Origin of the sequence: Micromonospora sp. CPCC 205554 (assembly GCF_036902745.1) — a bacterium.
Classification (GTDB): domain Bacteria; phylum Actinomycetota; class Actinomycetes; order Mycobacteriales; family Micromonosporaceae; genus Micromonospora; species Micromonospora tulbaghiae.
In genome coordinates this window covers 74,383-99,204 of sequence record NZ_JBAKHP010000011.1, presented here as the reverse complement: position 1 = coordinate 99,204, position 24,822 = coordinate 74,383, and the positions used below count along the sequence as shown (strand labels likewise).

20 protein-coding genes are annotated in these 24,822 nt (G+C 72.7%); 2 read left to right on the top strand and 18 right to left on the bottom strand.

Translation table 11 applies throughout. The annotated features are described in order from the left end of the window. Positions 1-4: 4 nt before the first annotated feature. From V6U82_RS17020 to V6U82_RS16935, 18 genes are all read right to left on the bottom strand, one after another. Complete coding sequence (locus tag V6U82_RS17020) at positions 5-1,003, bottom strand: LLM class flavin-dependent oxidoreductase (RefSeq protein ID WP_128138662.1); 999 nt, start codon at positions 1,001-1,003, stop codon at positions 5-7. Beyond that, on the bottom strand, positions 1,000-1,329 hold the full coding sequence (locus tag V6U82_RS17015; RefSeq protein ID WP_120570819.1) for a TIGR04076 family protein: 330 nt from the start codon (positions 1,327-1,329) through the stop codon (positions 1,000-1,002). The genes V6U82_RS17020 and V6U82_RS17015 overlap by 4 nt, the downstream gene beginning before the upstream one ends. Beyond that, positions 1,326-2,330, bottom strand: a complete 1,005-nt coding sequence (locus V6U82_RS17010; protein ID WP_334462300.1) for a zinc-binding dehydrogenase — start codon at positions 2,328-2,330, stop codon at positions 1,326-1,328. Before V6U82_RS17010 ends, V6U82_RS17015 begins: the two co-directional genes overlap by 4 nt. Next, the gene (locus V6U82_RS17005) at positions 2,327-2,740 is read right to left on the bottom strand and encodes a nuclear transport factor 2 family protein (RefSeq protein ID WP_120570821.1); all 414 of its coding nucleotides are present in this window, start codon (positions 2,738-2,740) and stop codon (positions 2,327-2,329) included. Before V6U82_RS17005 ends, V6U82_RS17010 begins: the two co-directional genes overlap by 4 nt. Then, entirely contained in the window at positions 2,737-4,002 is a 1,266-nt protein-coding gene (locus V6U82_RS17000) for an amidohydrolase family protein (protein ID WP_334462296.1), read from the bottom strand. Before V6U82_RS17000 ends, V6U82_RS17005 begins: the two co-directional genes overlap by 4 nt. Beyond that, positions 3,999-5,669, bottom strand: coding sequence for a hydantoinase B/oxoprolinase family protein (locus V6U82_RS16995; protein WP_128137862.1), 1,671 nt, complete (start codon positions 5,667-5,669; stop codon positions 3,999-4,001). Before V6U82_RS16995 ends, V6U82_RS17000 begins: the two co-directional genes overlap by 4 nt. After that, on the bottom strand, positions 5,662-7,350 hold the full coding sequence (locus V6U82_RS16990; RefSeq protein WP_334462294.1) for a hydantoinase B/oxoprolinase family protein: 1,689 nt from the start codon (positions 7,348-7,350) through the stop codon (positions 5,662-5,664). The genes V6U82_RS16995 and V6U82_RS16990 overlap by 8 nt, the downstream gene beginning before the upstream one ends. Further along, the gene (locus V6U82_RS16985; RefSeq protein ID WP_128137860.1) at positions 7,347-9,398 is read right to left on the bottom strand and encodes a hydantoinase/oxoprolinase family protein; all 2,052 of its coding nucleotides are present in this window, start codon (positions 9,396-9,398) and stop codon (positions 7,347-7,349) included. The genes V6U82_RS16990 and V6U82_RS16985 overlap by 4 nt, the downstream gene beginning before the upstream one ends. After that, complete coding sequence (locus tag V6U82_RS16980; protein WP_334462447.1) at positions 9,395-11,428, bottom strand: ABC transporter ATP-binding protein; 2,034 nt, start codon at positions 11,426-11,428, stop codon at positions 9,395-9,397. Before V6U82_RS16980 ends, V6U82_RS16985 begins: the two co-directional genes overlap by 4 nt. A gap of 2 nt (positions 11,429-11,430) precedes the next feature. Beyond that, entirely contained in the window at positions 11,431-12,315 is an 885-nt protein-coding gene (locus V6U82_RS16975) for an ABC transporter permease (protein WP_334462290.1), read from the bottom strand. Next, a complete protein-coding gene (locus V6U82_RS16970; RefSeq protein WP_128138124.1) occupies positions 12,315-13,325 on the bottom strand; it encodes an ABC transporter permease in 1,011 nt (336 codons plus the stop codon). Before V6U82_RS16970 ends, V6U82_RS16975 begins: the two co-directional genes overlap by 1 nt. A 15-nt stretch (positions 13,326-13,340) precedes the next feature. Beyond that, complete coding sequence (locus V6U82_RS16965) at positions 13,341-14,996, bottom strand: ABC transporter substrate-binding protein (protein ID WP_128138123.1); 1,656 nt, start codon at positions 14,994-14,996, stop codon at positions 13,341-13,343. 260 nt (positions 14,997-15,256) lie between these two features. After that, positions 15,257-16,045: an ATP-binding cassette domain-containing protein gene (locus V6U82_RS16960; RefSeq protein ID WP_128138122.1), complete on the bottom strand. Its 789-nt coding sequence runs from the start codon at positions 16,043-16,045 to the stop codon at positions 15,257-15,259. Then, entirely contained in the window at positions 16,045-17,289 is a 1,245-nt protein-coding gene (locus tag V6U82_RS16955) for an alanine racemase (RefSeq protein WP_334462287.1), read from the bottom strand. Before V6U82_RS16955 ends, V6U82_RS16960 begins: the two co-directional genes overlap by 1 nt. Before the next feature lie 19 nt (positions 17,290-17,308). Then, positions 17,309-18,289 (bottom strand): ABC transporter permease, encoded by a 981-nt coding sequence (locus tag V6U82_RS16950; protein WP_128136905.1) that lies wholly within the window; start codon positions 18,287-18,289, stop codon positions 17,309-17,311. After that, positions 18,290-19,264 carry an ROK family protein gene (locus V6U82_RS16945; protein ID WP_334462284.1) on the bottom strand — a complete coding sequence of 325 codons (975 nt, stop codon included), beginning with the start codon at positions 19,262-19,264 and terminating at the stop codon, positions 18,290-18,292. Next, positions 19,264-20,256 (bottom strand): phosphotriesterase family protein, encoded by a 993-nt coding sequence (locus tag V6U82_RS16940; protein WP_334462281.1) that lies wholly within the window; start codon positions 20,254-20,256, stop codon positions 19,264-19,266. The genes V6U82_RS16945 and V6U82_RS16940 overlap by 1 nt, the downstream gene beginning before the upstream one ends. Positions 20,257-20,365: 109 nt before the next feature. Then, on the bottom strand, positions 20,366-21,481 hold the full coding sequence (locus tag V6U82_RS16935) for a substrate-binding domain-containing protein (protein WP_128136903.1): 1,116 nt from the start codon (positions 21,479-21,481) through the stop codon (positions 20,366-20,368). Between the two features lie 373 nt (positions 21,482-21,854). Between V6U82_RS16935 and V6U82_RS16930 the strand changes: the two genes are divergently transcribed. Then, positions 21,855-23,042, top strand: a complete 1,188-nt coding sequence (locus V6U82_RS16930; protein WP_128136902.1) for an ROK family transcriptional regulator — start codon at positions 21,855-21,857, stop codon at positions 23,040-23,042. Positions 23,043-23,398: 356 nt separating this feature from the next. Further along, entirely contained in the window at positions 23,399-24,706 is a 1,308-nt protein-coding gene (locus tag V6U82_RS16925) for a cellulose binding domain-containing protein (protein ID WP_128136901.1), read from the top strand. Positions 24,707-24,822: the final 116 nt, after the last annotated feature.

The following is a 24,822-nucleotide window of genomic DNA, read 5'->3' as shown; positions in this document are numbered from 1 at the left end:
GGACTCACCTGCGCAGCAGCGGCAGGACGGCCGAGCCGAGCAGGTCCACGCCACGCTCGTCGGTGAGGCCGTGCGGCGTGCCGAACTCGACCCGGCGTACGCCCGCGTCGATGAGCGCCTGGGCCTGCGCGGCGACCTGCTCCGGGGTGCCGGAGAAGGCGAACCGGTCGAGCACGTCGTCCGGGATCAGCCGGCCCGCCGCCTCGTCCTCGCCCGCGTCGACCAGCTCGCCGACGCGCTTGACCAGGTCGTCGGGCATCTCGACGGTCGGGTCCAGCTCGGCCACCACAGCCAGGTACATGGCCACCTCGGTGCGGGCCTTCGCGCGGGCCGCCTCGCCGTCGGTGTCGACGACTGTGACCGCGCCGAGCACGATGCCGACGTCCGCGACGTCGCGTCCGGCCTTCTCCGCGCCGGTCCGCAGCCGCTCGCGGATCACCGGGACCATGTCGGGGTTGGCGCTGCCGCCCACCTTGATCTCGTCGGCGATCCGGCCAGCCAGCGCCGCGCCCTGCGGACCCCACGCGCCGAGCAGCAGCGGCGGGTCGGGCCGCTGCACGTCGTAGCGCAGCGCGGTGCCGGGGGCGAGCGAGAAGACCCGGCCGGTGAAGCCGCTGCGGTCGCCGCGCAGCAGGCGGTAGACGACCTGGACGGCCTCCTCGATGGTGGTCAGCGGCCGCGGCTGCGGCAGGCCGACAGCGCCCAGCCAGGTCCCCCGGGCCAGACCCAGGTAGGCCCGCCCGTGCGAGGCCAGGTCCAGGGCGGCGATCTGACCGGCGATCTCGTACGGCGCCATCGAGTACGGGTTCAGGCAGGCCGCGCCGAGGCGTACCCGCTCGGTCGCCTGCGCCATCTCCAGCAGCGGGAAGATCGGCGGCTGGTACATCAGGTCGCCGAAGACGGTGAGCACGTCGAAGCCGTGCGCCTCGGCGGCGCGGGCCAGCCGGGCGTAGGCGCCGGCCGGCTTGTCGCTCTGCAGGCCGAGTCCGATCTCGACAGTCACGTCAGGTCCGCCGAGTTCATCGTGCGCCGGCAGGTCCGTTCCACCTTCATGACGAGCCGCTCCTCCGGGTCGGGGCAGATGAAGTGGGAGTCCTGGGCCAGCCAGTCCCCCGGCGCCAGGTCACGCTGCTTGGCGGCGAGGAAGGGCAGCACCGAGGCGAGCGCGTACACGCAGAAGTGCTTTCCCTCGGGCAGGCGCAGGTGGGCGCTGTTGGTGAGTTCGAAGTGGTCGCCCACGGCCATGCCGCACACCGACCGGCCCTCGATCCGGTCGACTGTCACCTTCAGGTCGTAGATCTCCATGTCGCCGTCGTCGCTGTCGCTCACGGCCCCTCCCCCTCCTCGATCCGTACGATGATCTTGCCGGTGGTCCGGCGTTCGGCCAGCTCGGTCAGCGCCGCGGGCGCCTCGTCCAGCGACACCACGCGGCTGACCGGCGGCCGGACCGCGCCGGAGACGCACATGTCGAACAGTTCCTGGTAGGCGGCCTCGACGGCGCTCGCCCTACGCCACGGGTACTGCGAGCCCCAGGAGAGGCCGACGAGCGTCGCGTTGGCCGCCATCAGCCGCAGCGGGTCGACCGGCGGCGGAGTACCACCGGCCGCGCCCACGGCGACCAGGCTGCCCTCGAACGCCAGGCAGTCCCAGGATCGGGCGAACACGTCGCCGCCCACCGGGTCCACCACGACGTCCACGCCCCGGCCGCCGGTGGCCGCGAGCACGGCGGGCACGAAGTCCTCCGCCGTGTAGTCGATCGCCACCTGGGCGCCGTGGTCGCGGCAGATCGCCGTCTTGGCCGGACCGCCCGCGGTGGCCAGGACCCGCGCGCCGCGGGCGACGGCGAGCTGGATCGTGGCGATGCCCACCCCGCCGGCGCCCGCGTGCACCAGCACCGTCCGCCCGGCGGTGACGCCGGCTCGTTCCAGCGCGAACCACGCGGTCTGGTAGGTGACCGGCAGCGCCGCGGCGGTCACCGGGTCGACGGTGGACGGCCGCGGCACCACCACCGCGGCGTCCACGGTGACGGTCGTGCCGAGCGCGCCGCGCGGCAGCGCCGGGCAGGCGAGCACCTCCTGACCCAGCAGGTGCCCGGCCCCGGCGCCGGCGGCGACGACCCGTCCGGCCGCCTCCACCCCGGGTGTCATGGGCGGGTCCGGCCGCACCGGGTACTCGCCCCGGCAGAGCATGACGTCCAGGAAGTTCAGCCCCACCGTACGCACGGCGAGCCGTACCTCACCGGGGCCGGGCGGCGGGTCGTCGGGCAGGCAGGCGACCGACAGCACGTCCGCCGGCTCGCCGGTCCGCCCGGCGACCAGCCGCCGGATCACGCCGCGCCCACCGGTTCCCGGACCAGCTCGGCGTGGTGGTGCACGATCACCCAGCGGCCGTCGATCCGGCGCACCACGTCGGTGACCCGGGTGATCTCCGGCTCGTCGTCCGGGCCGAGCTGCGCGACCAGCTCGTACCGGGCCACGCCGAAGTCGTCCCAGACGTCGATGCGCTTGTCCCGCGCGGCGAGCACCGCCAGCCGGGGCCGCTGCCCCGCGGCGTCCCGCCGGGCACGGTACTCGTCCAGCTCGGCGCGGGTCCGCAGCGGACCGGGCAGGTGCGTCTCCCAGGTGGTCACCTCGGGGTGCAGGTGTGTGTCGAACCGCTGCTGGTCCCCGGCGAGGAACGCGTCGTACATGTCATCGATGCCGGCGGCGATCGCCGCCGCACCTGCCTGCGCGAACGTCATCGCGTCTCCTCCTGGTTCCGGTCGTCGCGGGCGATCTGCCCGCCCTTCATCACCCACCGCACGTCCCGGAAGGCCGAGGTGTCGGCCAGCGGGTCGGCGTCGGTCGCGATCAGGTCGGCCAGCTTGCCGGCCTCGACCGTGCCGAGGTCCGACTCCGCGCCGAGCCACCGGATCGGCCCGAGGGTGCCGGCGTGGATGGCCCGCGCGGTGCCGATCCGCTCGGACATGTACTCCAGCTCGCGGATCGAGGCGGTGGTGCCCTCGAAGTCCCAGAACGGCGGCATGTCGCTGCCGAGCAGCACCTCCACCCCGGCCGCGATCGCCATGTCGAAGCTCTCCAGGTGCCGGGGGCCCGCGCCGAGCGACCGGCACTGCATCCACTCCGGTACGCCCAGCTCGTCGAAGAACTCCTTGCACCGGGTCACCAGCAGCGTCGGCACGAGCGCGGTGCCGCGCTCGGCCATCCGCGCCGCGACCTGCGGGGTGAGCTGGTAGCCGTGCTCCACGCAGTCCAGCCCCAGCTCCACGGCCGCGCCGATCACGTCGGCCGGTCCGGCGTGCGCGGTCACCTTGCGGCCCCACGCGTGCGCGGTCTCGATCACCGCCGTCATCTCGTCGGCGAACAACTGGGGCGTGTGGATGCTCTCGTGCTCACCGGCGATGCCGCCCGAGATCATCACCTTGATCAGGTCCGCTCCGGCCTTGATCTGGCTGCGCACGCCGTGGCGGAAGCCCACCGGGCCGTCGCATTCGAGCGTGTCGTTGCTCTCGTGGCCGTGCCCGCCGGTGCACACCAGCGCCCGGCCGGCGGTGTAGATACGCGGACCCGGCACGCGCCCGGCGTTGATCGCCCGCCGCAACGCGAAGTCGGCGTGGTCCTTCTCCGCCACACAGCGCACGGTGGTCACGCCGGAGTGCAGCGTGCGCCGCGCCCCGTCGGCCATGTAGTGGGCGAGGTCGTACGCGCCCATCCCCTTGACGCCCTCGCCGGCGGAGCCGGGCAGCGACAGCGAGAAGTGGGTGTGCATGTTGACCAGACCGGGCGTCAGGTACGCGCCGTCGAGGTCCACCTCGGTCAGCCGGCCGGCGGCGCGCGCCTGCTCGGCCACCTCGGCGTACGGCCCGACGGCGGCGATCCGGTCACCCCGGACCCACACCCCGGCGCCGGTCACGGGCGCCATGCCGTCCACCACGCGGGCGTCCAGCACTGTGCAGTTGCCGAGCAGCAGGCTCGGCTGCTCGGGCGAATAGGCGGCACTCACGCGATCACTCCATAAACATCTCGGGCGGCCCGGGCGGAGACGTAGCCCTCGGCCACGTCCCGTCGCACCGCCTCCGGATCCCGGCTCCTCGGGTCACCGTGCCCGCCGCCACCGGCGGTCAGCAACGTCACCCGGTCCCCCACCGCCACCGCGGTACGCCGTGTGCTCACCCGGTGCTCCCGGTCCGTGCCCGGGAACACCACCACCTGGTTCGGCTCCGGCTGCTCGCCGCCGTCCAGCGCCCACGGCGCGCTCTTCGTCTTCTTGATCACCGTCAGGAACTCGCCCGGCGTCACGAACCGGATGTCCCGCCGCAGGCCGCAGCCACCCCGGAACCGGCCGGCGCCACCGGAGTCCGTACGGATCTCCAGCCGCTCGAAGAACATCCCGGTCTTCGACTCCAGCACCTCGACCGGCGTGTTGCGCGCCTGGGTCTGGCACAGGTGGTTCGCCGGTCCGATGCCGTCGTGCCGGGGCGTGCCGCCCCACCCGACCGGGTCGTTGTTGCTGACCGCGAACATGTCGCCGGTGTCCGGGTGCCGGCCGACCATCATGAACCCGGGCACGTCGCCGCCGGAGGAGGCGGCGAGCCGGTCCGGCATGCCCTGCGCCAGCGCCTTGAGGATCAGCTCCAGCGCGACGGTGCCGGTCCACTGGGTGAACGTGGCGGCCGGGTACTGCGCGTGGAACAGCGTGCCGGGCTCGGCGCGTACCCGCAGGGGCGCGAAGTGCCCGGCGTTGGTCTGCTCGTGCGGCGTGGTGACGCCCTTGAACGCGACCCGGCAGGTGGCGATGGTGGCGCCCAGCGGCAGGTTCACCGGCCCGGGCACCGCCGGGGACGACCCGGCGAAGTCCACTGTGAACTCGCCGTCGGCGACCGTGACGGTGACCCGCATCCGGATCGGGTCGTCGCTGACGCCGTCGTCGTCGAGCCAGTCCTCGGCGGTCCAGGTGCCCTGCGGCAGCGCGGCCACCGCCTCCCCGGCGCGCTCGGCGGCGGCGGCGATCACCCGGTCGACGACCGCGTCGACCACCGCCGGGCCGTAGTCGCGGTACAGCTCGGTGACCCGCCGCTCACCGGTGCGCAGCGCGGCGATCTGCGCGTTGAGGTCGCCGAGGACGAGTTCCGGCATCCGCGAGTTGAACCGGATCAGCTCGTGGATCTCGCGCACCGGCTCACCGCGGTCGTACACCTTCGTGCCGGGGAAGATGATCCCCTCCTGGTGCATGTCCGTGGAGTCGAGCACGTAACCGGGATCCTTGGCGCCCAGGTCCATCCAGTGCGCCCGGATGCACAGGAAACCGATCAGCTCCTCACTGTCCGGCAGCACGACCGGCGCGAACATCGTCGCGTCGTACGTGTGCGCCGCGTTCCAGTACGGGTAGTTGAGCAGCACCACGTCGCCGCGGTGCAGGTTCTCCCGGCCGACGTACTCGACGCCCTTGCGCAGCGAGTAGTCGTTGGCGCCGAGGAAGCGGGACAACCCCGTGGACTCCGCGACCAGCCGCAGCCGCCGGTCGTAGACGGAGATGCCGAAGTCGTACACCTCGTAGATCACCGGATTGAACGCGGTGCGCACCAGCGCGGCCCGCATCTCCTCGGCGGCCGAGACGAGATGACTGCGGACGACCTCGACGGTCGCCCCGTCGACCGCCGGCTCACCCATCGAGGTCCACTCCGTAGACGTCCCGGGCGGCCTCCCGGGTGACGTAGCCCTCGGCCACGTCGCGCCGGACCGCCTCCGGGTCGCGGCCGCGCGGGTCGCCGTGCCCGCCACCGCCGGCGGTGAGCAGGGTGACCCGGTCGCCCGCCGCCACCACGGTGCGCTTGGTGCTCACCCGGTGCTCGCGATCGGTGCCCGGGAACACCACCACCTGGTTCGGCTCCGGCTGCGCGCCGCCGTCCAGCGCCCACGGCGCGCTCTTGGTCTTCTTGATCACGGTCAGGAACTCGCCGGGGGTCAGGAACCGGATGTCCCGCCGCAGGCCGCAGCCGCCCCGGAACCGGCCCGCGCCGCCGGAGTCCGCCCGGATCTCCCAGCGCTCGAAGAACATCCCGGTCTTGGCCTCCATGACCTCGAGCGGGGTGCCCCGGCCGGTGCTGCCGGAGACGTGCGTGGCGGCGTCCATGCCGTCGTGCTGCGCGGTGCCGCCCCAGCCCACCAGGTCGTTGTTGCTGACCGCGAACATCTTGCCGGTGTCCGGGTGCAGGCCGACCATCATGAAGCCGGGCACGTCGCCGCCGGAGGACGCGGGCAGCCGGTCCGGCATGCCCTGCGCCAGCGCCTTGAGGATCAGCTCCACCGCGACGATGCCGGTCCAGAGCGTGAACGTGGGCTGCGGGTAGACGGCGTGGAACAGGCTGCCCGGCTCCGCCCGCACCTCCAGCGGCGCCACGGTGCCGGCGTTCGACGGCTCGTCCCGCGACGTCAGCGACTTCAGCACGACCTTGCAGATCGCCTCGGTCGCCCCGAACGGCATGTTGATCGGGCCGCGGGTGGCCGGGGCCGAGCCGGCGAAGTCGACGACGAAGCGCCCGTCGGCGATGGTCACCGTGACGCGCATCTTCACCGGGTCGTCGGTGATGCCGTCGTCGTCCACCCAGTCCTCGGCGGTCCAGGTGCCCTGCGGCAGCGTCGCCAGCGCCGCGCGGGCGCGGGCCTCACCGTCGGCGATGATGCGGTCGATCGCCTGGTCGACCGTGTCCCGGCCGAACTTCTCGATGATCTCCAGCATCCGGCGCTCGCCGGTGCGCAGCGCGGCGATCTGCGCGTGCAGGTCACCGAGCACCGCGTCGGGCATCCGCGAGTTGAAGCGGATCAGCTCGTGGATCTCGCGCACCGGCTCGCCCCGGGACACGACCTTGGTGCCCGGGAAGATCAGCCCCTCCTGGTGCATGTCGGTCGAGTCGAGCACGTAGCCCGGGTCCTTGGCGCCCAGGTCCATCCAGTGCGCGCGGGCGCAGAGGAAGCCGACCAGCTCGCCGTCCGCGTCGGGGTCGGCCTCGTCGGGGCGGAACACCGGGGCGAACAGCGTCGCGTCGTACGCGTGCGCCGCGTTCCAGTACGGGTAGTTGAGCAGCACCACGTCGCCGCGGTGCAGGTTCTCCCGGCCCACGTACTCCACGCCCTTGCGCAGCGAGAAGTCGTTCGCGCCGAGGAAGAACGTCAGCCCGGTGGCCTCGGCGACCAGCCGCAGGTCGGCGTCGTACATCGACAGGCCGAAGTCGTGCACCTCGTAGATGACCGGGTTGAACGAGGTACGGATGAGGGTGGCCCGCATCTCCTCCGCGGCGGACAGCAGATAACTGCGGACGACCTCGACCTGGGCTCCGTCCAGCGTGGTCATGCGGCTTCCTCCAGGGTGACGAGCAGGTATCCGTGGTCGTCGACGGTGACCCGCTGGCCGCTGGGCACCACTGTGGTGGAGGTGCCCTCGTCGACCAGCGCCGGTCCGTCGAAGGTGTCGCCCGGCTCCAGGCGGGCCCGGTCGTAGACCGCGAACGGCACCACCGCGTGCTGCCCGAAGTCGTAGGCGTCGCGGTGCGTCAGCAGCGCCTGCGCCGGGTCGCCGTCACCGCGCGCCAGCGTCTCCAGCTCGGGCCGGTCGGTGCGCCCGATGCCGCGCACCCGCAGGTTGAGGATCTGGAGCGGGTTGCCCATCGTGTGGCCGTAGCGGGCGCGGTGCGTCTCGTCGAACGCGGCGCGGACGGCGTCGCGGTCCAGCTCGCGCCCGACGGTGACCATCAGGCTGTGCTCCTGGCCCAGGTAGCGCAGCTCGAACTGCCGCTCCAGCACCGCCTCGCCGGCCGGCACGCCCTGCGCCACCAGCGACGCGACCGCCTCGGCCTCGACGGCCTTGAACAGTTGCTCCAGCTCCGCCAGGTCCGCGTCGTCGAGCGTGGCCATCACGGTACGGCTGAAGTCGTTGACGATGTCGGCCGAGAGCATGCCCCAGGCGGAGAAGCCGGAGGGCGCGAACGGCACGATCACCTCGCCGATGCCCATCTCCCGCGCCAGCAACGGGGCCAGCAGCGGCCCGGCGCCGCCGAACGCGAGCAGCGCGAACTGCCGGGGGTCGTGACCCCGCTCGACGGTGATCTGCCGGACCGCGCCGACGGTGCGGGCCAGCAGCACGTCGAACACGCCCGCCGCCGCGTTCTCCACGGTGAGGCCGAGCGGCTCGGCGAGCTGCTCGGCGATCGCCGCGCGCGCCTCGGCGTCGCGCAGCCCCATGGTGCCGGCGAGGAAGCGGTCCGGGTCCATGTAGCCGAGCACCACGGCCGCGTCGGTGACAGTCGGCTTCGTGCCGCCCCGGCCGTAGCAGACCGGTCCCGGGTCGGCGCCGGCGCTCTGCGGGCCGACCTTGAGCAGGCCGTGGTCCAGCCAGGCGATCGAGCCGCCGCCGGCGCCGATGGTACGGATGTCGTACGTCGGGATGAGCAGCGGGAAGTGCTCCAGCTGGGCCTCGTACGCGGCAACCGGGTTGCCGCGCTCGATCACGCAGGCGTCCAGCGAGGTGCCGCCGATGTCGAACGTGAGCACGTTGTCGCGGCCCAGCTCGGAGGCGACGTACGCGGCGCCGACGATGCCGCCGGCCGGGCCGGACAGCACGGTGTGCGTGGGGGCGGTCTTGGCGACCGCGCTGGTCATCGAGCCGCCACCGGACCGCATGATCAGGAAGCGCCCGGAGAAGCCGCGCTCGGCCAGGCCGGCCTCCAGCTCGTCCACGTACCGCTCGAAGATCGGCCGGATGTACGCCTCCAGCACGGTGGTGCTGGTCCGCTCGTACTCCCGGTACTCGCGCACGATGTCGGTCGACAGCGACAGGCTGACCTCGGGGAACTCCTCGTGGATCAGGCGCGCGGCCTCCCGCTCGTGGCTCGGGTCGAGGAACGAGTGCAGGAAGCAGATGGCGATGGAGGTGACCTGCTCGTCCACCACGAGCCTGCGCGCGGCCTCGCGGACGCTGTCCGGGTCCAGCGGCTCCACCACGCGGCCCCGGTAGTCCAGCCGGCCCCGCACGCCCGCGGTGAAGCGGCGCTGCACGAGGCTCTCCGGCCGCTGGTACTGGAAGTCGTACATGTGGTCGGACGGCACGTTGCCGCGACCGATCAGGAAGATGTCCCGGAAGCCCTCGTTGGTGATGATGCCGGTCCGGCCACCGCGACGTTCCAGCACCGCGTTGAGCCCGAGGGTGGTGCCGTGGATGAACAGCTCCACCTCGGACAGGTCGGTGCCGAGCGCGGTGATCGCGGCGAGCACACCGTCCGCGGGCCGGGCCGGGGTCGTCGCCGCCTTGCGGAAGCGGACCCGGTTGGTGCGCGTGTCGAGCTCCATGGCGTCCACGAAGGTCCCGCCGATGTCGACGGCGAGCCGGATGGGGCGACGGGTCATGGCGTGACAGCCTGCCTTCCGATGAGGGCGGGAAGCTCGGGAACGCGCCAGCAGGCGGCCCGGCTCTCGCCGTACGACTGAAGCTCCTGCTGTTCCGTTCGGCACCGGTCGGTGACGAACGGGCACCGGGCGGCCAGCGGGCACCCGGTCGCGGCGTCGGCTTCCTCCAGGTCCTTGACCAGCTCGACGGCCCCGCCGTCGGACCCGGTCGTCCCGCCGAGGCGGGGTGCGCTGCCCAGCAGCGCCCGGGTGTACGGGTGCCGGGGCGTGTCGAACACGACGTCCACCGGCCCCTCCTCGACGACCCGGCCGAGGTAGAGCACCACGACCCGGTCGGCGAACCCGCGCACTGTCGCCAGGTCGTGGGAGATGAACACCGAGGCGCGGTCCGCGTCGGCCGCCACGTCGGCGATCACGTCGAGGATCTGCGCCTGGACGGTGACGTCCAGGGCCGAGGTCGGCTCGTCGAACACGATCAGGTCCGGCTCGCCGACCAGCGCGCGGGCGATGCCGATGCGTTGCGCCTGGCCGCCGGACAGCTCGTGCGGGTAGCGCTGGAGGATCGACCGGTCCAGCTCCATCCGATCCAGCACGGCGGTGACGCGCTCCTGCCGTTGGGCCGGGGACAGCCCCGCGGCGCGCAGCGGCTCGGCGATGGAGTCGCCGACGGGACGGCGCGGGCTGAGCGAGCCGATCGGGTCCTGGAACACGAGCTGCGCCCGGGTCCGGGCCCGGCGCAGCGCCCGGCCCCGCGGCCGGGGACGGCCCGGCTGCTCGACCAGCGCCTGCCCGGCGACCGTGACGGTGCCGGAGGTGGGCGCGACCAGGCCCATCACGAGCTTCGCGAGCGTGCTCTTGCCGCAGCCGCTCTCGCCCACCACGCCCAGCGTCTCGCCCGGCCCGAGCCGGAGCGTGACGCCGCGCAGCGCGTGGTGCCCGCCGGAACCGAACCGGCTGCGGTAGACGACGTGCGCGTCCTCGATCTCCAGCACGGCGGGCTTCGCGTCCGCGCCGGCCGCGACCGCGCCGGACGCGACCGGCGTGTGCGACGTCTGCGGCAGGTCGGCGTCCAGCGGCCGGGTCTGCGGGTGGAAGCAGGCGAGCGACCACTCACCACCACCGGGCACCGGCACGGTGGCCGGGCGCCGGGACGAGCAGGTGCCGTCGGCGTGCGCGCACCGGGCGACGAACGGGCAGTTGTGCGGCGCCTCGGTGAGCAGCGGCATGGCGCCGGGGGTGGCGACGACCGGCCGGCCGCCGACGTCCGGCACCGAGCGCAGCAGCGCCCGGGTGTACGGGTGTGCGGGCTCCCGCAGCACCTGCGCGGCCGGTCCGCTCTCCACCACGGTACCGGCGTAGAGCACCACCACCCGGTCGCAGACCTCCGCGATGGACGCCAGGTCGTGCGAGATCAGCAGGACGCCCCGGCCGTCGGTGTCGGCGGCGTGCCGGAACTGGCGCAGGATCTCCCGGGTCAGCGTCACGTCCAGGCCGGTGGTCGGCTCGTCGGCGATCAGCAGCTCCGGCGCGCAGCCGGTGGCCAGCGAGATCATCACGCGCTGGGCCATGCCGCCGGACAGCTCGTGGGCGTACGCGTCGAGCCGTCGCTGCGGGCTGCGGATGCCGACCGCCTCGAACAGCTCGCGCGCCGCCTCCCGGGCCCGCTCGCCGGACATCTCCTGGTGGGTGGCGAGCCGGTCGACGAGCTGCTTGCCGATGGTGCGGGTGGGGCTGAGCGCGCCGCGCGGGTTCTGGAAGCAGATCGCCACCCCGCGCCCGCGGTGGGCGGCGAGCGCGGTGTCGTCCATGCGCAGCACGTCCGAGTCGCCGAACAGCACCCGCCCGGTGGCGTGCGAGCCGCCGGGCAGCAGCCCGACGATCGCGCGGGCCACCATGCTCTTGCCGCCGCCGCTCTCGCCGACCAGGCCGACCACTTCGCCGGGCCGTACGGCGAAGCTCACGTCGCTGAGCGCGGCCACCTGCCGGCCGGGCCGGCGGATCGTCACGGAGAGGTTCTCGATCGACAGCATGGTCACCGCCGCTTCGCGTTGGCGCGGTCCTGCAGGCCTTCGCCGAGCAGGCTGAACCCCAGGACGCAGACGAACAGGGCCAGGCCGGGCGGGACCGAGGTCCACCACCGGCCGCCGACCACGTCCGCGGCGCCGAGGCTGATCATGGCGCCCCACTCGGCATCGGGGATGCTCACGCCCAGGCCGAGGAAGGAGAGCCCGGCCAGGGTGAGCATGGCCCAGCCGCAGTTCAGCGGCGCGATGACCCGGACCGGGGTGAGGCTGTTCGGGAGCAGGTGCCGCCAGAGCACGCCGACCGGCGACGCCCCGGAGGTGATCGCGGCGTCCACGAACGGCAGTTCCCGCAGCGACCGCACCTCGGCGCGGACCAGCCGGGCGTACGCCGGCGCGTTCACCGCCGCGATCGTGATGATCAGGTTGATCGTGCCGTTGCCGAGCAGCGCGGCCACGGCCAGCGCCAGGATGAACGTGGGGAACGACTGGAAGATGTCGACCACCCGCATCAGCACGTCGTCGAGCCAGCCGCCGAAGTAGCCGGCGACCAGGCCGAGCAGCGTGCCGACGACCACGGCGAGCGCGACAGCGGCCAGGGCGATGCCCAGGTCGAGCCGGGCGGCGTAGAGCATCCGGCTCCAGATGTCCATGCCGTTGCCGTCGGTGCCGAGCAGGTGGCTGCCGCCCGGCGCGACCAGGGTGTTCGCCGCGTCGATCTCGGTCTCGCCCCACTGGCTCAGCAGCGGCGCGAACACCGCCACCAGCGCGACCACCGACAGGATGCCCGCCCCGGCGATGATCATGCGGCGGGCGAAACGGCTGTCCCGGTCGCCGCCGGGCACGACCACCGGCGCGGCGGCGGGACCGTCGGGAACGGTTCGCAGCTCGGCCATCAGAGCCTCACTCTCGGGTCGAGGATCGCGTGGACCACGTCGGCGATGAGGAACACGAGCACGTAGCACAACGCGATGACCAGCACCGACGCCTGCACCACGGGGTAGTCCCGGTAGAGCAGGCCGCGCAGGGCCCACTGGCCGAAGCCCTGCCACGAGTACACGTACTCAACGAGCACGGTGGAGCCGATCGCCGTGCCGAAGACCAGCGCGGCGAGCGACGGCAGCCGGACCAGCGTCGCCCGCAGCAGGTAGCCGTAGTGCAGCGTCCGGTCGCGCAGCCCGTGCGCCTTGGCCGCGGCGTACGACTCGGAGTGCAGCACCTCCAGCGCGGAGGCCCGGACGCTGCGCAGCAGCGGGGCGACCACGCCGACCACAAGGGTCAGCACCGGCAGCACCAGGTACGCCGCGGCCGAGGCGATCGCCGGCCCGTTGGCGGTGAGGACGGCGTCGACGAGATCGGCGCCGGTGAGCGGGGTCAGGCCGGTGTCCGGGTCGACCCGGCCGTTGGGCGCCGGGAACCAGCCGAGGATGCTGTAGCCGACGAGCACCAGCACCAGGCCGAGCCAGAACTCCGGTACGGAGTTGCCGACCAGCGCGAAGATCCGGACGCTGTGGTCCCCGGCCCGGTTGGCCCGCTTGGCCGACCAGATGCCCAGCACCGTCGCCACCACGAGCGCGATGGTCACCGAGATGACCACGAGCTCCAGGGTCGGACCCACCCGGAGCGCCATCTCCGAGCCCACGGAGCTGCCGCTCTGGATCGAGGTCCCGAAGTCACCGGTCAGCAGCCCGCCGAGGTAGTCGAGGAACTGCTGCCACAGTGACTGGTCGAGCCCGAAGCGGGCCCGGGCCGCGGCGGCGTCCTCCTCGGTGGCGTTCTGCCCGAGGATGCTGCGGACGGGGTCACCGGGCAGCACCCGGACCAGGAGGAAGGCCAGGACGACCACTCCGAGCAGAACGGGGATCAGCTGGAGCAGTCGCCTGGCGACGAACCGGAAGATACGCATGGGTGGGTGACGTCCCTAGGCCGATGCGCTCAGGTAGCGCAGGCGGGCGAGGCCGTCCATCGGCTGCACCCAGCCGGCGACGGATTCCCGGACGGGCAGGTTGAAGTTGGGCTGGCAGATGACCACCCACGGCACGTCGGCGGCGAGGATCTCCTGGACCCGCTTCCACAGCGCGTTGCGGGCGCCCGTGTCGACAGTGGTGTGCGACTTCTCGTAGATCTGCTCGATCTCCGGGTTGCTGTAGTTCGAGTAGTTGAGGTTGGCGCCCTTGACGAAGCTCGTCGCCAGCATGTACTCGACGTCGTCCACCCAGAGCTGCCCGGAGGTGATCTGGAGCGGGATGTTCTTCTTGGTCCGCCGCTCGCCGAGGGTCGCCGGGTCCAGCGGGGTCAGCTTGAGCCGGATGCCGGCCTTGGCCGCCTCGCTCTGCACCTGGACGGCGATCTTCTGCTGCTCCTCGTTGTCGGCCTCGAAGACCAGCTCGGAGTCGAGCGACGCCCGGCCGGCGGCGGCCATGGCGGCCTTCGCCTTGTCCAGGTCGTGGGTGAACGGGTAGCCGCTCTCGTCGTACCCGGGCATGTCCAGCGGGACCGGGCTCTTGGCCGCGCGGGCGTCGCCGCCGTACACGTTGTTGATGATCTGCTCGTAGGGCACGGCGTAGGCGAGCGCCTTGCGCACGTTCACGTCGTTGAACGGCGCCGCGGTGACCGACATCTGGATGGCGACCTGGCGGTTGCTGGCCGCCGAGATGACCTTGATGCCCGGGGCCTTCTTGAGGTCCTGGATGTCGCGCTGGCTGATGCCCAGGGCGATGTCGATGTCACCGGCCTGGAGCTGGAGGCGCTGGTTGGACGCGGCCGGCACCACGGAGATCCGGATGGTCGGCGTCTTGGCCGGGTCCGGGCCCGGGTAGCCGGTGTTCGCGCTGAGCTCGATCTCCTGGCCCTGGGTGGCCTTGGCGACGTTGAAGTAGCCGCCGGTCGGCGGGTTCTTCGCGAACCACTCCTTGGCCCAGGGGTCGCTGGCGCCGGCGTGCTTCTTGGCCTCGACGGAGTCGAAGACGTACAGCGAGATCGCCTGGATCTGCCGGGTGAGCGCGCTGGGGAACGCCTGGTGGAACTCCACTGTGTAGTCGTCGACGACCTTGACCTGGTCGGCGCTGGTGAGGCCGATGGTGCGGTAGACGCCGGCGACGTTGGCCTGGGCGGCGAACGCGCGGTCCTTCGACCACTTGACGTCGGCGGCCTTCATCTCGTTGCCGCTGGCGAACTTCACGCCGCGGCGCAGCTTGAGCGTCCACACCTTCTGCTCGGCGTCCGGCTCGAACGACTCGGCGAACGTCGGGGTGATGTTCTGGGTGTCGAGGATCTGGCTGCCGCCGGCGTTGGTGACCCCGTAGTCGATCAGGTAAGGGAAGACGTTCTTGTAGAGCATCAGCGCGGTCAGGTCGAAGCCGACGAAGTCCTGGTCCCAGCTCGACAGGTAGCTGGAGACCGCGATGCGCAGCGTCTTGGCGGAGGCGCCGCCGGACTTGCCGTCGGTGGACTTGTTGCCGCTGTCCGCGGCGCAGGCGCCGGTGGCGAACAGGAGCGCGACGCTGCCACCCAACTGCAGGACGCCGCGGCGGGAGAGCGCGGGCGAGGAGGCGCCCGGACGGGGTGAACGAGCCATGAGAAGTCCTCCTAGAAGCACGAGGCAGATGGCCCGAGCAGCGGACCTACCTGGTGTTCTACCGGATTAGGCACGAGTGAACAATAGGGTGAACGCCGTTCACTGCCACGTACATGGCCACGACTTGGTAACGCTCCCGAACTGCGGGATAACCCACGAATTCGCGTTCACCCAAGTTCACACAACCGTTACGCCCGGGAACGCCGATGACCCCGGGAGGGACACCCGGGGTCATCGTCTCGCGCGGTGGTTCGCGCGGGTCAGGGCCGGCCGGCCTCCTCGGACGCGCCGGTGATCATCGAGACGATCTCGTTGCGGCTGGTCTCGGTGATGCCGCGGACGCCGACCTGGCGTCCCCGGCGCAGCACCGCCACCCGGTCGGCGATGCGGAACACCTGGTCCAGGTTGTGGCTGACCACGAGCACGGCGGCGCCCCGCTCCCGCAGCTTCAGGATCAGCTGCTCCACCTTGGCGGTCTCGGCCACGCCCAGCGCCGCGGTCGGCTCGTCCATCAGCACCAGGCCGCTGGCCCAGTGGGTGGCGCGGCAGATCGCCACCGCCTGCCGCTGGCCGCCGGACAGGTCCCGGATGGTCGCCTTCGCGCTGGGGATGCGTACGTCCAGCGCGTCCACCAGTTCCTGCGTCTCGCGGGCCATCCGGCGCCGGTCGAGCAGCCGCAGCGGGCCGCGGGTGAGTTCCCGGCCCAGGAACATGTTCATGTAGACCGGCTGCGAGTCGGCCAGGGCCAGATCCTGGTAGACCACCTCGACGCCCTGCCGGCGGGCGTCGGAGGCGTCCCGGAACGTCACCGGCCGCCCGTGCATCTCCAGCTCGCCCTCGGTCGGCTGGTACACCCCGGAGATGATCTTCACCAGGGTGGACTTGCCGGCGCCGTTGTCGCCGACCAGCGCGGTGATCTGGCCGGCGGCCAGTTCCAGGTCGAAGCGCTCGATCGCGACCACGCCACCGAACTGCTTACGGATGCCGCGCAACCGCAGCGGCGGGGCGTCCGCCCGGGTCGCGTCGGTCTTGTCGGTGACCGTGCTCATCATGCCCTCCCTGCGCTGCGAGCGGTGTGGTTGCCCGCGTCGATGTCGTCCAGCCCGATCGGCGCCGAACCGTCGGCGGCGTACACGCCGGCCACGGCCGGGGCGCCCGACCGGATGCCGGTCACGCCCGCCGTCAGCGCCCGGGTGACGAACGCCTGCGGCCGGAACCCGAACAGGACCGTGTCACCGGGCGCGACGCCCGGCGCCGCCGTCACGTCGGCCATCGCGTAGTAGTCGATCGCCTCCGGCGCGGGCATCTCCACGTCGACCAGGTACGCGTCGTCGAGACCACCGCCCCGGGGAACGATCAGCGCCCGGGTGCCGCCCAGGCCCAGCACCGGGTCGACGTAGAGCCCGCCGCCGAAGACGTACGCCCGCCCGTCCCACAGGTGGGACACCTCGCTGACGTAGAGCACGGCCGGCTCCTCGACCAGGTCGGTGACCGCGTGCCAGGGTGTGGTGCCGGTGAGCCCGTGGCCGGGTTCGACCTGCGTCACGCCCGCCTCGGCCAGCGTGGCCAGGATCGCCGCCGACGTCGTACCCGGGGCGTTGATCTCGACGTGCGACCACCCGGCGGCGCGCAACGCGGCGGCGGCGCTGCGCAGGGTGCCGAGGTTGGGAGTCGGCACGACCCGCCCGGCGGCCGGGTCGAACAACTGGGTCGGGAAGCTCGTGACACCGGCGAACCGGGCGCCGTCGAGGGCGTCGAGCCGGTGGGCGACAGCGACGACCTCCTCGGCCGGCCAGCCGCCCTCGTGGCCCCGGTAGAACCGGTCGCCCGGGGCCGCGATCCGGGCGAGCAGCGCCTGCTCCCGCCCGGCCGCCGCGCTCGCGGCGGCCGCCTCGGCGGCCTTGGCGTCGTTGAAGACAGTCCAGTACGCGGGCGCGAGCGCCGCGGCGACGGCGGCCTCGTGCCGGGGGATCTGCACCAGGTGACCGAGGTGACCGATGCCGAGCCCGCCGCGCCGGTCGGCGAGCGCGCACTGGAGGTCGACGCCGACCGCCTCGGTGATGCCGGCGTCGCGGACCGTCCGGCAGAAGTCGGGGTTGCGCCCGACCTGCTTGGTCATCGCGTAGACCGACAGCCCGAGCCGATCGGCCTCGCCCCGGATGGCGGCGGCGTTCGCGGCGACCGTGTCCAGGTCCAGCGCGTAGCAGTTGGCCGGCAGGTCACCGCTGCCGTGCAGGTTCGCGGCGGCGGCGAGCAGGCCCGGATTGCGGCGTCGCAGCAGGTCCAGAAACATGCGGTTGCTTCCTTCCGGGTCAGCTTCGCCGCTCGCGCAGCGAGAGGGAGACGGCCACCAGGATGATCGCGCCGCGCGCCATCATCTGCTGGGACACGGACAGGCCGGCCAGGATCAGGCCGTTGTTGAGCATGCCCATCAGCAGGCTGCCCAGCACCGCGCCGACGATCGAGCCCTTGCCGCCGAAGAGGCTGGTTCCGCCCACGATCACGGCGGCGATCACGGACATCAGGTCGGCCTCGCCGAGGGTGTACCGGGCGCCCTGGAGACGGCCGGCGTACAGCAGGCCGGCGAGCGCGGCGCACATCGCGCTGCCCATCAGCACCATGATCTTGACGCGGATCACCTTGATGCCGCTGACCCGGGCCGCCGCGACGTTGTCGCCGATGGCGAGCGTGTGCGCGCCGTACCGGGTCTGGCGCAGCACGAGGTAGCCGACCACCGCGGCCGCCACCGACCAGAGCACCAGGCCGGGGATGCCGAGGATCTCACCCTGGCCGAAGAAGGACAGGAACGCGTCGTTGCTGACCGGCACCGACTGGAGGCCGGTGACCTCGCGGGCCAGACCGGCCACCGCGCCCATGGTGGCGAGCGTGACCAGGAAGCTGGGCAGCCGGACGAGGGTCACGAAGACGCCGTTGACCAGGCCGACCCCCGCGCCGGCGGCGAGGCCCGCGGCCACGCCGAGCAGCATGCTGTCGGTCTCGCGCAACGTCACCGCGCCGACGAGCGCGGAGAGCGCGACGACCGAGCCGATGGACAGGTCGATCTCACCGGCGGCCAGGACGAAGACCAGCCCGACCGCCATGATCGTGATCGGCGCGGTCTGGATGACGATGTTGGTGAGGTTGCTCGTGGTCAGGAAGCCGTTGCTGCCCTGGGTGACGGCGAAGAACAGGAACACGACCGCGAAGCCGATGTAGACCACGTAGTCGCGCCAGTTGATCCGGCGCCAGGCCGGGGCGGGGCTGGTCTTCACCGCCGCATCCGTGTGGGTCATCTATCGTCCCTCCGCTGTCTGGAAAGAGGTGTTCCGGGCCGGTGCGTCGTCGCGGACGCCGGCCTCCCGGCGGGCGACCGCGACGGCGCCGAGCAGGCCGGCCCGGTCGCCGAGCCGGCTGGTCTTGATCAACGGGGCGTCCGCGCTGAGCGCGGCGACCCAGCGCCGGACCGGTGCGACGAGTTCGGCCCGGGAGCCGATGCCGCCGCCCAGGACGACCGCCTCCGGGTCCAGCACGGCGGTGACCGCGACGACGGCCAGGGCGATCAGCCGGGCCTCCTCGTCGATGGCCGCGAGGGCGTCCGGGTCACCGGCCGCGGCCCGGTCGAAGACGTCGGGCACGCTCGCCTGCTCGCCGGACACCGCCCGGTAGCGGGCGGCGAGGGCCGCGCCGGCGACCGCCTCCTCCAGCGCGCCCTTCACCTGGTTGTCCCTGTCGAACGGGTCGGTGCCCAGCGGCAGGTAGGAGATCTCCCCGGCCGCGCCGCGCGCGCCGCGGACCAGCTCGCCGTCGAGCACGATGCCCATGCCGACGCCGGTGCCGACCGCCACGAACACGAAGTGCCGGTGGGTACGACCGCTGCCCAGCCACTGCTCCCCGGCGGCGGCCATGTTGACGTCGTTGTCCAGCACGACCGGGTGGCCCAGCCGGCGGGTCAGCTCGGCCCGCACGTCGAGGGCCTCCAGGTCGGAGACGTTCGGCGACAGCTCGATGGCGCCGGTCGCCGGGTCGGGTACGCCGGGCAGGCCGATCGCGCTGGCCCGTACGTCGGACCAGTCGACGCCGGCCCGGACGGCCAGCTCACGCAGCAGCGCGTCGATCTGTGCGGCGACCGCCGTACCGCCCCGGGGGTCGGTCGGCTGCACCTGCTCGTCCACGACGAGCCCGTCGAGGTCGGCCAGCGCGGCTCGCAGCTTGGTGCCGCCGAGGTCGACGCCGGCGACGTAGCCGGACGGGCGCGGATGCGCGGCCATCAGCCGACCGTCAGGAGCCGGGCCGGGTTGGCCACCAGCATCTGGTCGATCGCCTCCGGCGGCACACCGAGCCGGGCGAGAGCCGGCACGATCTCCGCGCCCAGGTACGAGTACCCGAGGCGGCCGTGCGTGCCCGGGTTCAGGTACACCTCGGCGCCGGTCAGGTCCATCGAGAGCAGGATCCGGTCGGCGTACCCGTCCCGGACCAGCCCGGCGAGCATGTCCAGCCGGGCCCGGTCGGGCCGGTGGTACGCGCGCTTGGCGAACTCGCCCTCCAGCGGGTTCTCCGGCGGCGGCGCGAGCACGAAGTCCCAGAACTGCTTGCCGAGCGTGTCGAAGGCGATGTTCACGCCGGTGGCCAGCACGGCTCGCAGGTAGTCCGGGTCGGGGTTGATGTCCAGGTGGCCGATGACGACGCGGGAGAGGTCGGCCTTCTCCTCGCGCAGGATCTCGACCTGCTCCAGCGCCATCGTGCCGTGGGTGGTGTGGGTGTTCACCGCCAGGCCGGTGGCGACGTGGGCGCGGGCGGCGGCACGCAGGCACTTCTCCTCGTGCGGGGTGATCTCGTTGAGGCCGGTGGCCTGCTCGCCGAAGATGCCGACCTTGATCCCGGTGTCCCCGACGCCGATCGTGGCGTCGGCGACGAAGCGCTCGCGCATCTCGTCGACGCTCGCGGTCAGTGCCCAGCCCGGGGAGTACGGCTCCAGGTAGATCGCCGACCCGGCGACCACGTTCAGGCCGGTCCGCCGGGCCACCTCACGCAGCAGCGTCACGTCGTGACCGACCACCTCGTACGGGGACAGGTCGACGATCGTGCCGAAGCCCAGCTCCGGCAGGCCGCTCACCGCGTCGGCGGCGAGGTCGGCGCGGTCGTCCCCGGCGCCGCCGGACAGCCACGGCCCGGGCACCAGCGCGCCGAGGTGCTCGTGGCTCAGCACCCGGCCGAGCGACTCGGGAGGCACCGGCCCGAGGACTGTCTGGACGTACCCCATGTGCTTTTTCCTCTCGTCTCGCGGTGGTCGCGGGCCCGGCGGTGGGCCGGGCCGCGTCCGGCGAGGTCCGGGGCCCGTTCGGCCAGGCCCCGGACCTCGCGGCCCGGCGTCAGTTGCCGAGCACCTCGGCCGGGGGCTCCTGGCCGTAGTCGTCGCGCCAGGCGTCGGCGATGTTGTCCTTGGTGGCGGCCATCGGCGATCCGACGACCAGCTCCGGGGCCTTCTTGCCGAGCAGGCCGTACGCGGCCACGACGCCCAGGTTCTCGCCGAGGCGGGTCGAGCCGTTGGCGACGACGCCGGCGACGTTGCCGCCCTTGACCATGTCGGCGGCGAGGTTCGCCTCCAGGTCGTTCGTGACGATCTTGACGTCGGTGCGGCCCTGCTGCCGGGTCGCGGCGAGCACGCCCTCGGCGGCGGTGGCCCAGGCGACGTAGACGCCCTTGAGGTCGGCGTGGCGGGTCAGCATCGCGGTGGCGATGTCCTCGGTACGCGCCGGGTCGGAGAACCCGGCCTCCTCGACGATCTCGATGTCCGGGTAGAGGTAGCCCAGCCAGTCCTTGAACGCCTTGTCCCGCTGGTTGGTGAACCAGAAGTCGGCGTCGTGGTAGACGTAGCCGACCTTGCCCTTGCCGCCGAGCGCCTTGCCGAGCATCTCCGCGTTGGCCTTGCCGAACGCGGTCAGGTCGGCGGTGACGATGCCGACGATCTGCTCGCCGGACTTGTAGCCCTTCGGCGGGGTGGTCATCACGACGAGCTTGACGCCGGCGTCCACGGCGGGCTGGAAGGCCGCTGCCGCCGCGGTGGGGTCGACCGCGATGGTGACGATCAGGTCGGGCTTGAGCGCCAGGACGGTCTGCACGTTGTTGGCCTGCCGGGCCGCGTCGAACTCGGCGCTGGTGCTCGCCAGCACCTTGATGCCGAGCTGGTCGAACTCCTTGCGGACACCGGACTCCACGGCCTTGGTCAGCGCGGAGCCCTCGTGCCAGACGAAGGCGGCGGAGTACTCGCCGTCCTTGACCTTCTGCCGCTCCTCGGGGGTGAGCGAGAGCTGGTCGGCGGCGGTCGGCGTCTCGCCGCCGGGGCCGACGAACGACAGGCTGGGTTCGGTACGCGGACCGCTCGACGCGCCGCCGCTCCCGGAGGTCTCGTTCGAGCAGGCGCCGACCATGAGCGCCAGGGCGCAGAGCGCGCCGAGGGCGGCACCACGTCTACGGCTGAGAATCATTGCTCTTCCCTTCACAGCAACGGGGTCTGGAACCGGTGATTCCGGACTGACACGGGGGTCCGATGCGACCGGCACGGCGCGTGCGGGGGCACCCGCCGCCGTCCCTGGGGGCCAGCGACCTCTATTTCCGTTCAGGGTGAAAGTATTATCGCGGTCATCACAGTCCGTCAAGAGCGCAGGTCAGAGATTCCTCCCACTCGCTCCGAGCCGCCGCCATAGGCCCTGACCTGGGCTTTCACGCCCGAGCGAGGCCGCGGCAGGACGGGTCTCGATGTCCGTCGCGGGCCGGCGCCGAGCAACACGCCCTGGGTGGTTGCCGGGAAGGCGGCACGGCTTTAACATTCGGTCGGAAAGAAAATCGGCGGAGGTGGGCGTGGAATCTCGAGCACCCCGGGCGGCGAACCGGTCCACAGTGCTGGCCCACGTGCTGACCCACGGTCCGGTGAGCCGCACGGCCATCGGCCACGAGACCGACCTCTCCCCCGCCACCGTGTCGCGCATCGTGGAACAACTGCTCGACGAGGGGCTGCTGACCGAGACCGACGGCGCGCCGACCACCACCCGGGGCCGACGGGCGACCCGGGTGGCGATCGCCGCCGGACGCGGCGTGGTCTGCGGGGTCGACGTCGGTGGCTCCAACGTCCGGCTGGTCGTCGCCGACCTCGCCGCCCGGCCGCTGACCGGGCGGACCGTGCCCACGCCGGCCGACTACGACGCCCCCCGGCTGGCCCAGTGGCTGGCCGACCTGATCGTCGCGACAGTCGGCGCCGACCGGGAGCGGCTCGTCTGCGTCGCGGTGGGCCTGCCCGGCGCGGTCCGGCAGGGCGACCGCGCGGTCTCCAACGCCCCGAACCTGCCCCAGGTGGAGGACCCGCTGTTCCTGCGGCTGCTGGAGAAGCATCTGGGCACCGCGGTCGAGGTGGACAACGACTCCAACTACGCGCTGCTCGGGGAGTTGCGCTTCGGCGCCGCCCGGGACGCGCAGACCGCGGTGATGCTCACCATCGGAGCGGGGCTCGGCGCCGGCGTCGCCATCGAACGCCGGCTGTTCCGGGGCCGCAGCGGCCTGGTCGGCGAGTTCGGCCACCTGCCCGCCGGTCCGCTCGGCGCACCGCTCGAACGGATCATCAGCGGGTCCGGCATCCTCGCCCGCGCCCGCGAGCTCGGCCTGTCGTTCGACAACGCGGCGGACGTGTTCCGCTCTGCCGATCCGCGCCTGGCGCCGGTCAAGCAGTACGTCGAGCAGGCGCTGCTGGTCATCCTCACCGCGGCGGTGGTCGCCTACGAACCGGAGGTGATCGTCCTCGGCGGCGGCATCTCCCACGCGCTCACACCCGACCTGGTCCGGCTGCGCGGCCGGCTGCACGAGATCGTGCCCGCGGCCGAGGCGACAGTGCACGGCGCGGAACTCGGCGACCTCTCCGGCGCGCTGGGCGCCGTGGTCGCGGCGCTGCACACCGCGTACCGGCGGCTCGGGCTCGCCGAGGCCGACCTCGCCCGCGTACCCCAGCCGGACGCCCTCGCCGGCTGCGACCTGCCGGCCCTGGCCGACCACGCCTGAGCAGGCGACGACGCCGGTGCCGCGCGCTCCTGTGAGCGCTCACCCGGCGGTCCACCGGGCACCCCTCCGGACCCGGCCGGTTGAACATGTTATCGATAACCTGCTATGTTCCGGCACGGGAGCGAAGGGCACGCTCCCCGTCACCCCCGCAATCGGCAAGGCGACCGAGGCACCTCCCTCGCCGCCCCGCCGGTCGGTGACCAGTCCGGGCCGCTCCGCCGATGCACGCCGACGCAGGCGGCCAACGGACGACTTCGGCCCCGGCCGCACGCGCGGCTCCGCGCCCTCTTCGCAGGCGACGTCGGCATCGACGGACGGTCCGGCCTGCACCGCCACCCAGGGCAAGGAGTCCAGCAATGGCGAAACGAACATCCCTCCTCTCATCCGTCGCCGCCGCGGCCGTGCTCCTCGCGGCGGCGGCCGGCGGCGCGCTCAGCGCCGGCCTCGGCGAGACGGCGCAGGCGTCGACCAACGGCACGCTCGCGGCGACCGCCGGCTGCGGCAAGGCACCGACGCTGTCCAGCGGGACGCGCACCATCTCCAGCGGCGGCCAGAACCGCAGCTACATCCTGCGCATCCCGGACGGGTACGACCGCAACCGCCCGTACCGGCTGATCTTCGGGTTCCACTGGCTGAACGGCTCGGCGAACAACGTCGCCTCGGCCGGCTACTACGGCCTGCTGCCGCTGTCGAACAACAGCACGATCTTCGTCGCGCCGCAGGGCATCGACAACGGCTGGGCCAACACCAACGGCCGCGACCTGACGCTGTTCGACGACATCTCCCGGCAGGTCGAGAACGACCTCTGCGTCGACACCAGCCAGCGGTTCGCGCTCGGCTGGAGCTACGGCGGGGCGATGAGCTACGCGGTGGCCTGCGCCCGGCCCACGGTCGTCCGCGCGGTCACCGTCATCTCCGGCGCCAACCTCAGCGGCTGCAACGGCGGCACCCAGCCGGTCGCCTACTTCGGCATCCACGGCACGTACGACAGCGTGCTGAACATCTCCATGGGCCGGTCGCTGCGCGACACGTTCGTCCGCAACAACGGCTGCACCGCGCAGAGCCCGCGCGAGCCGAGCCGGGGCAGCCTCACCCACATCACCACCACGTACTCCGGCTGCCGCGAGGGGTACCCGGTGCAGTGGGCCGCGTTCGACGGCGACCACACCCCCAGCCCGGTCGACGGGTCGTCCAGCCCGAACGACTCCCGGACCTGGACGTCGGGGGAGATCTGGCGGTTCTTCAGCCAGTTCGCGTCCACCACGCCGCCGCCGACCACCGCGCCGCCGACGACTGCGCCGCCCACGACCCCGCCGCCCACGACCCCGCCGCCGACCACCCCGCCGCCGACCGGTGAGCCGGGCGCGTGCACCGCGACCTACCGGACCGTGAACACCTGGCCGGGTGGCTTCCAGGCCGAGGTCACGGTGGCCAACAACGGCGCGACCACGCTCAACGGCTGGACCGTACGCCTGACCCTGGCCTCGGGCCAGGCGATCAGCAGCCTCTGGAACGGCGTCAACACGGGCACCACCGGCTCGGTGTCGGTCCGCAACGCCGACTACAACGGCACGGTCGGCGCGAACGGCTCGACGACCTTCGGGTTCACCGCCACCGGGAACGGGGCCACCGCGCCCAGCGGTGTCAGCTGCACCAGTCCCTGACCCCTGCCGGAGGGCCGATCCCCGCACGGGGAGCCGGGCCGTGGGTGGCATGCCGCCGCCCCGGCCCGGCACCGGCCGGAACAACCGATGTCCCGCCGGGCGGCGGGATGTGCTCT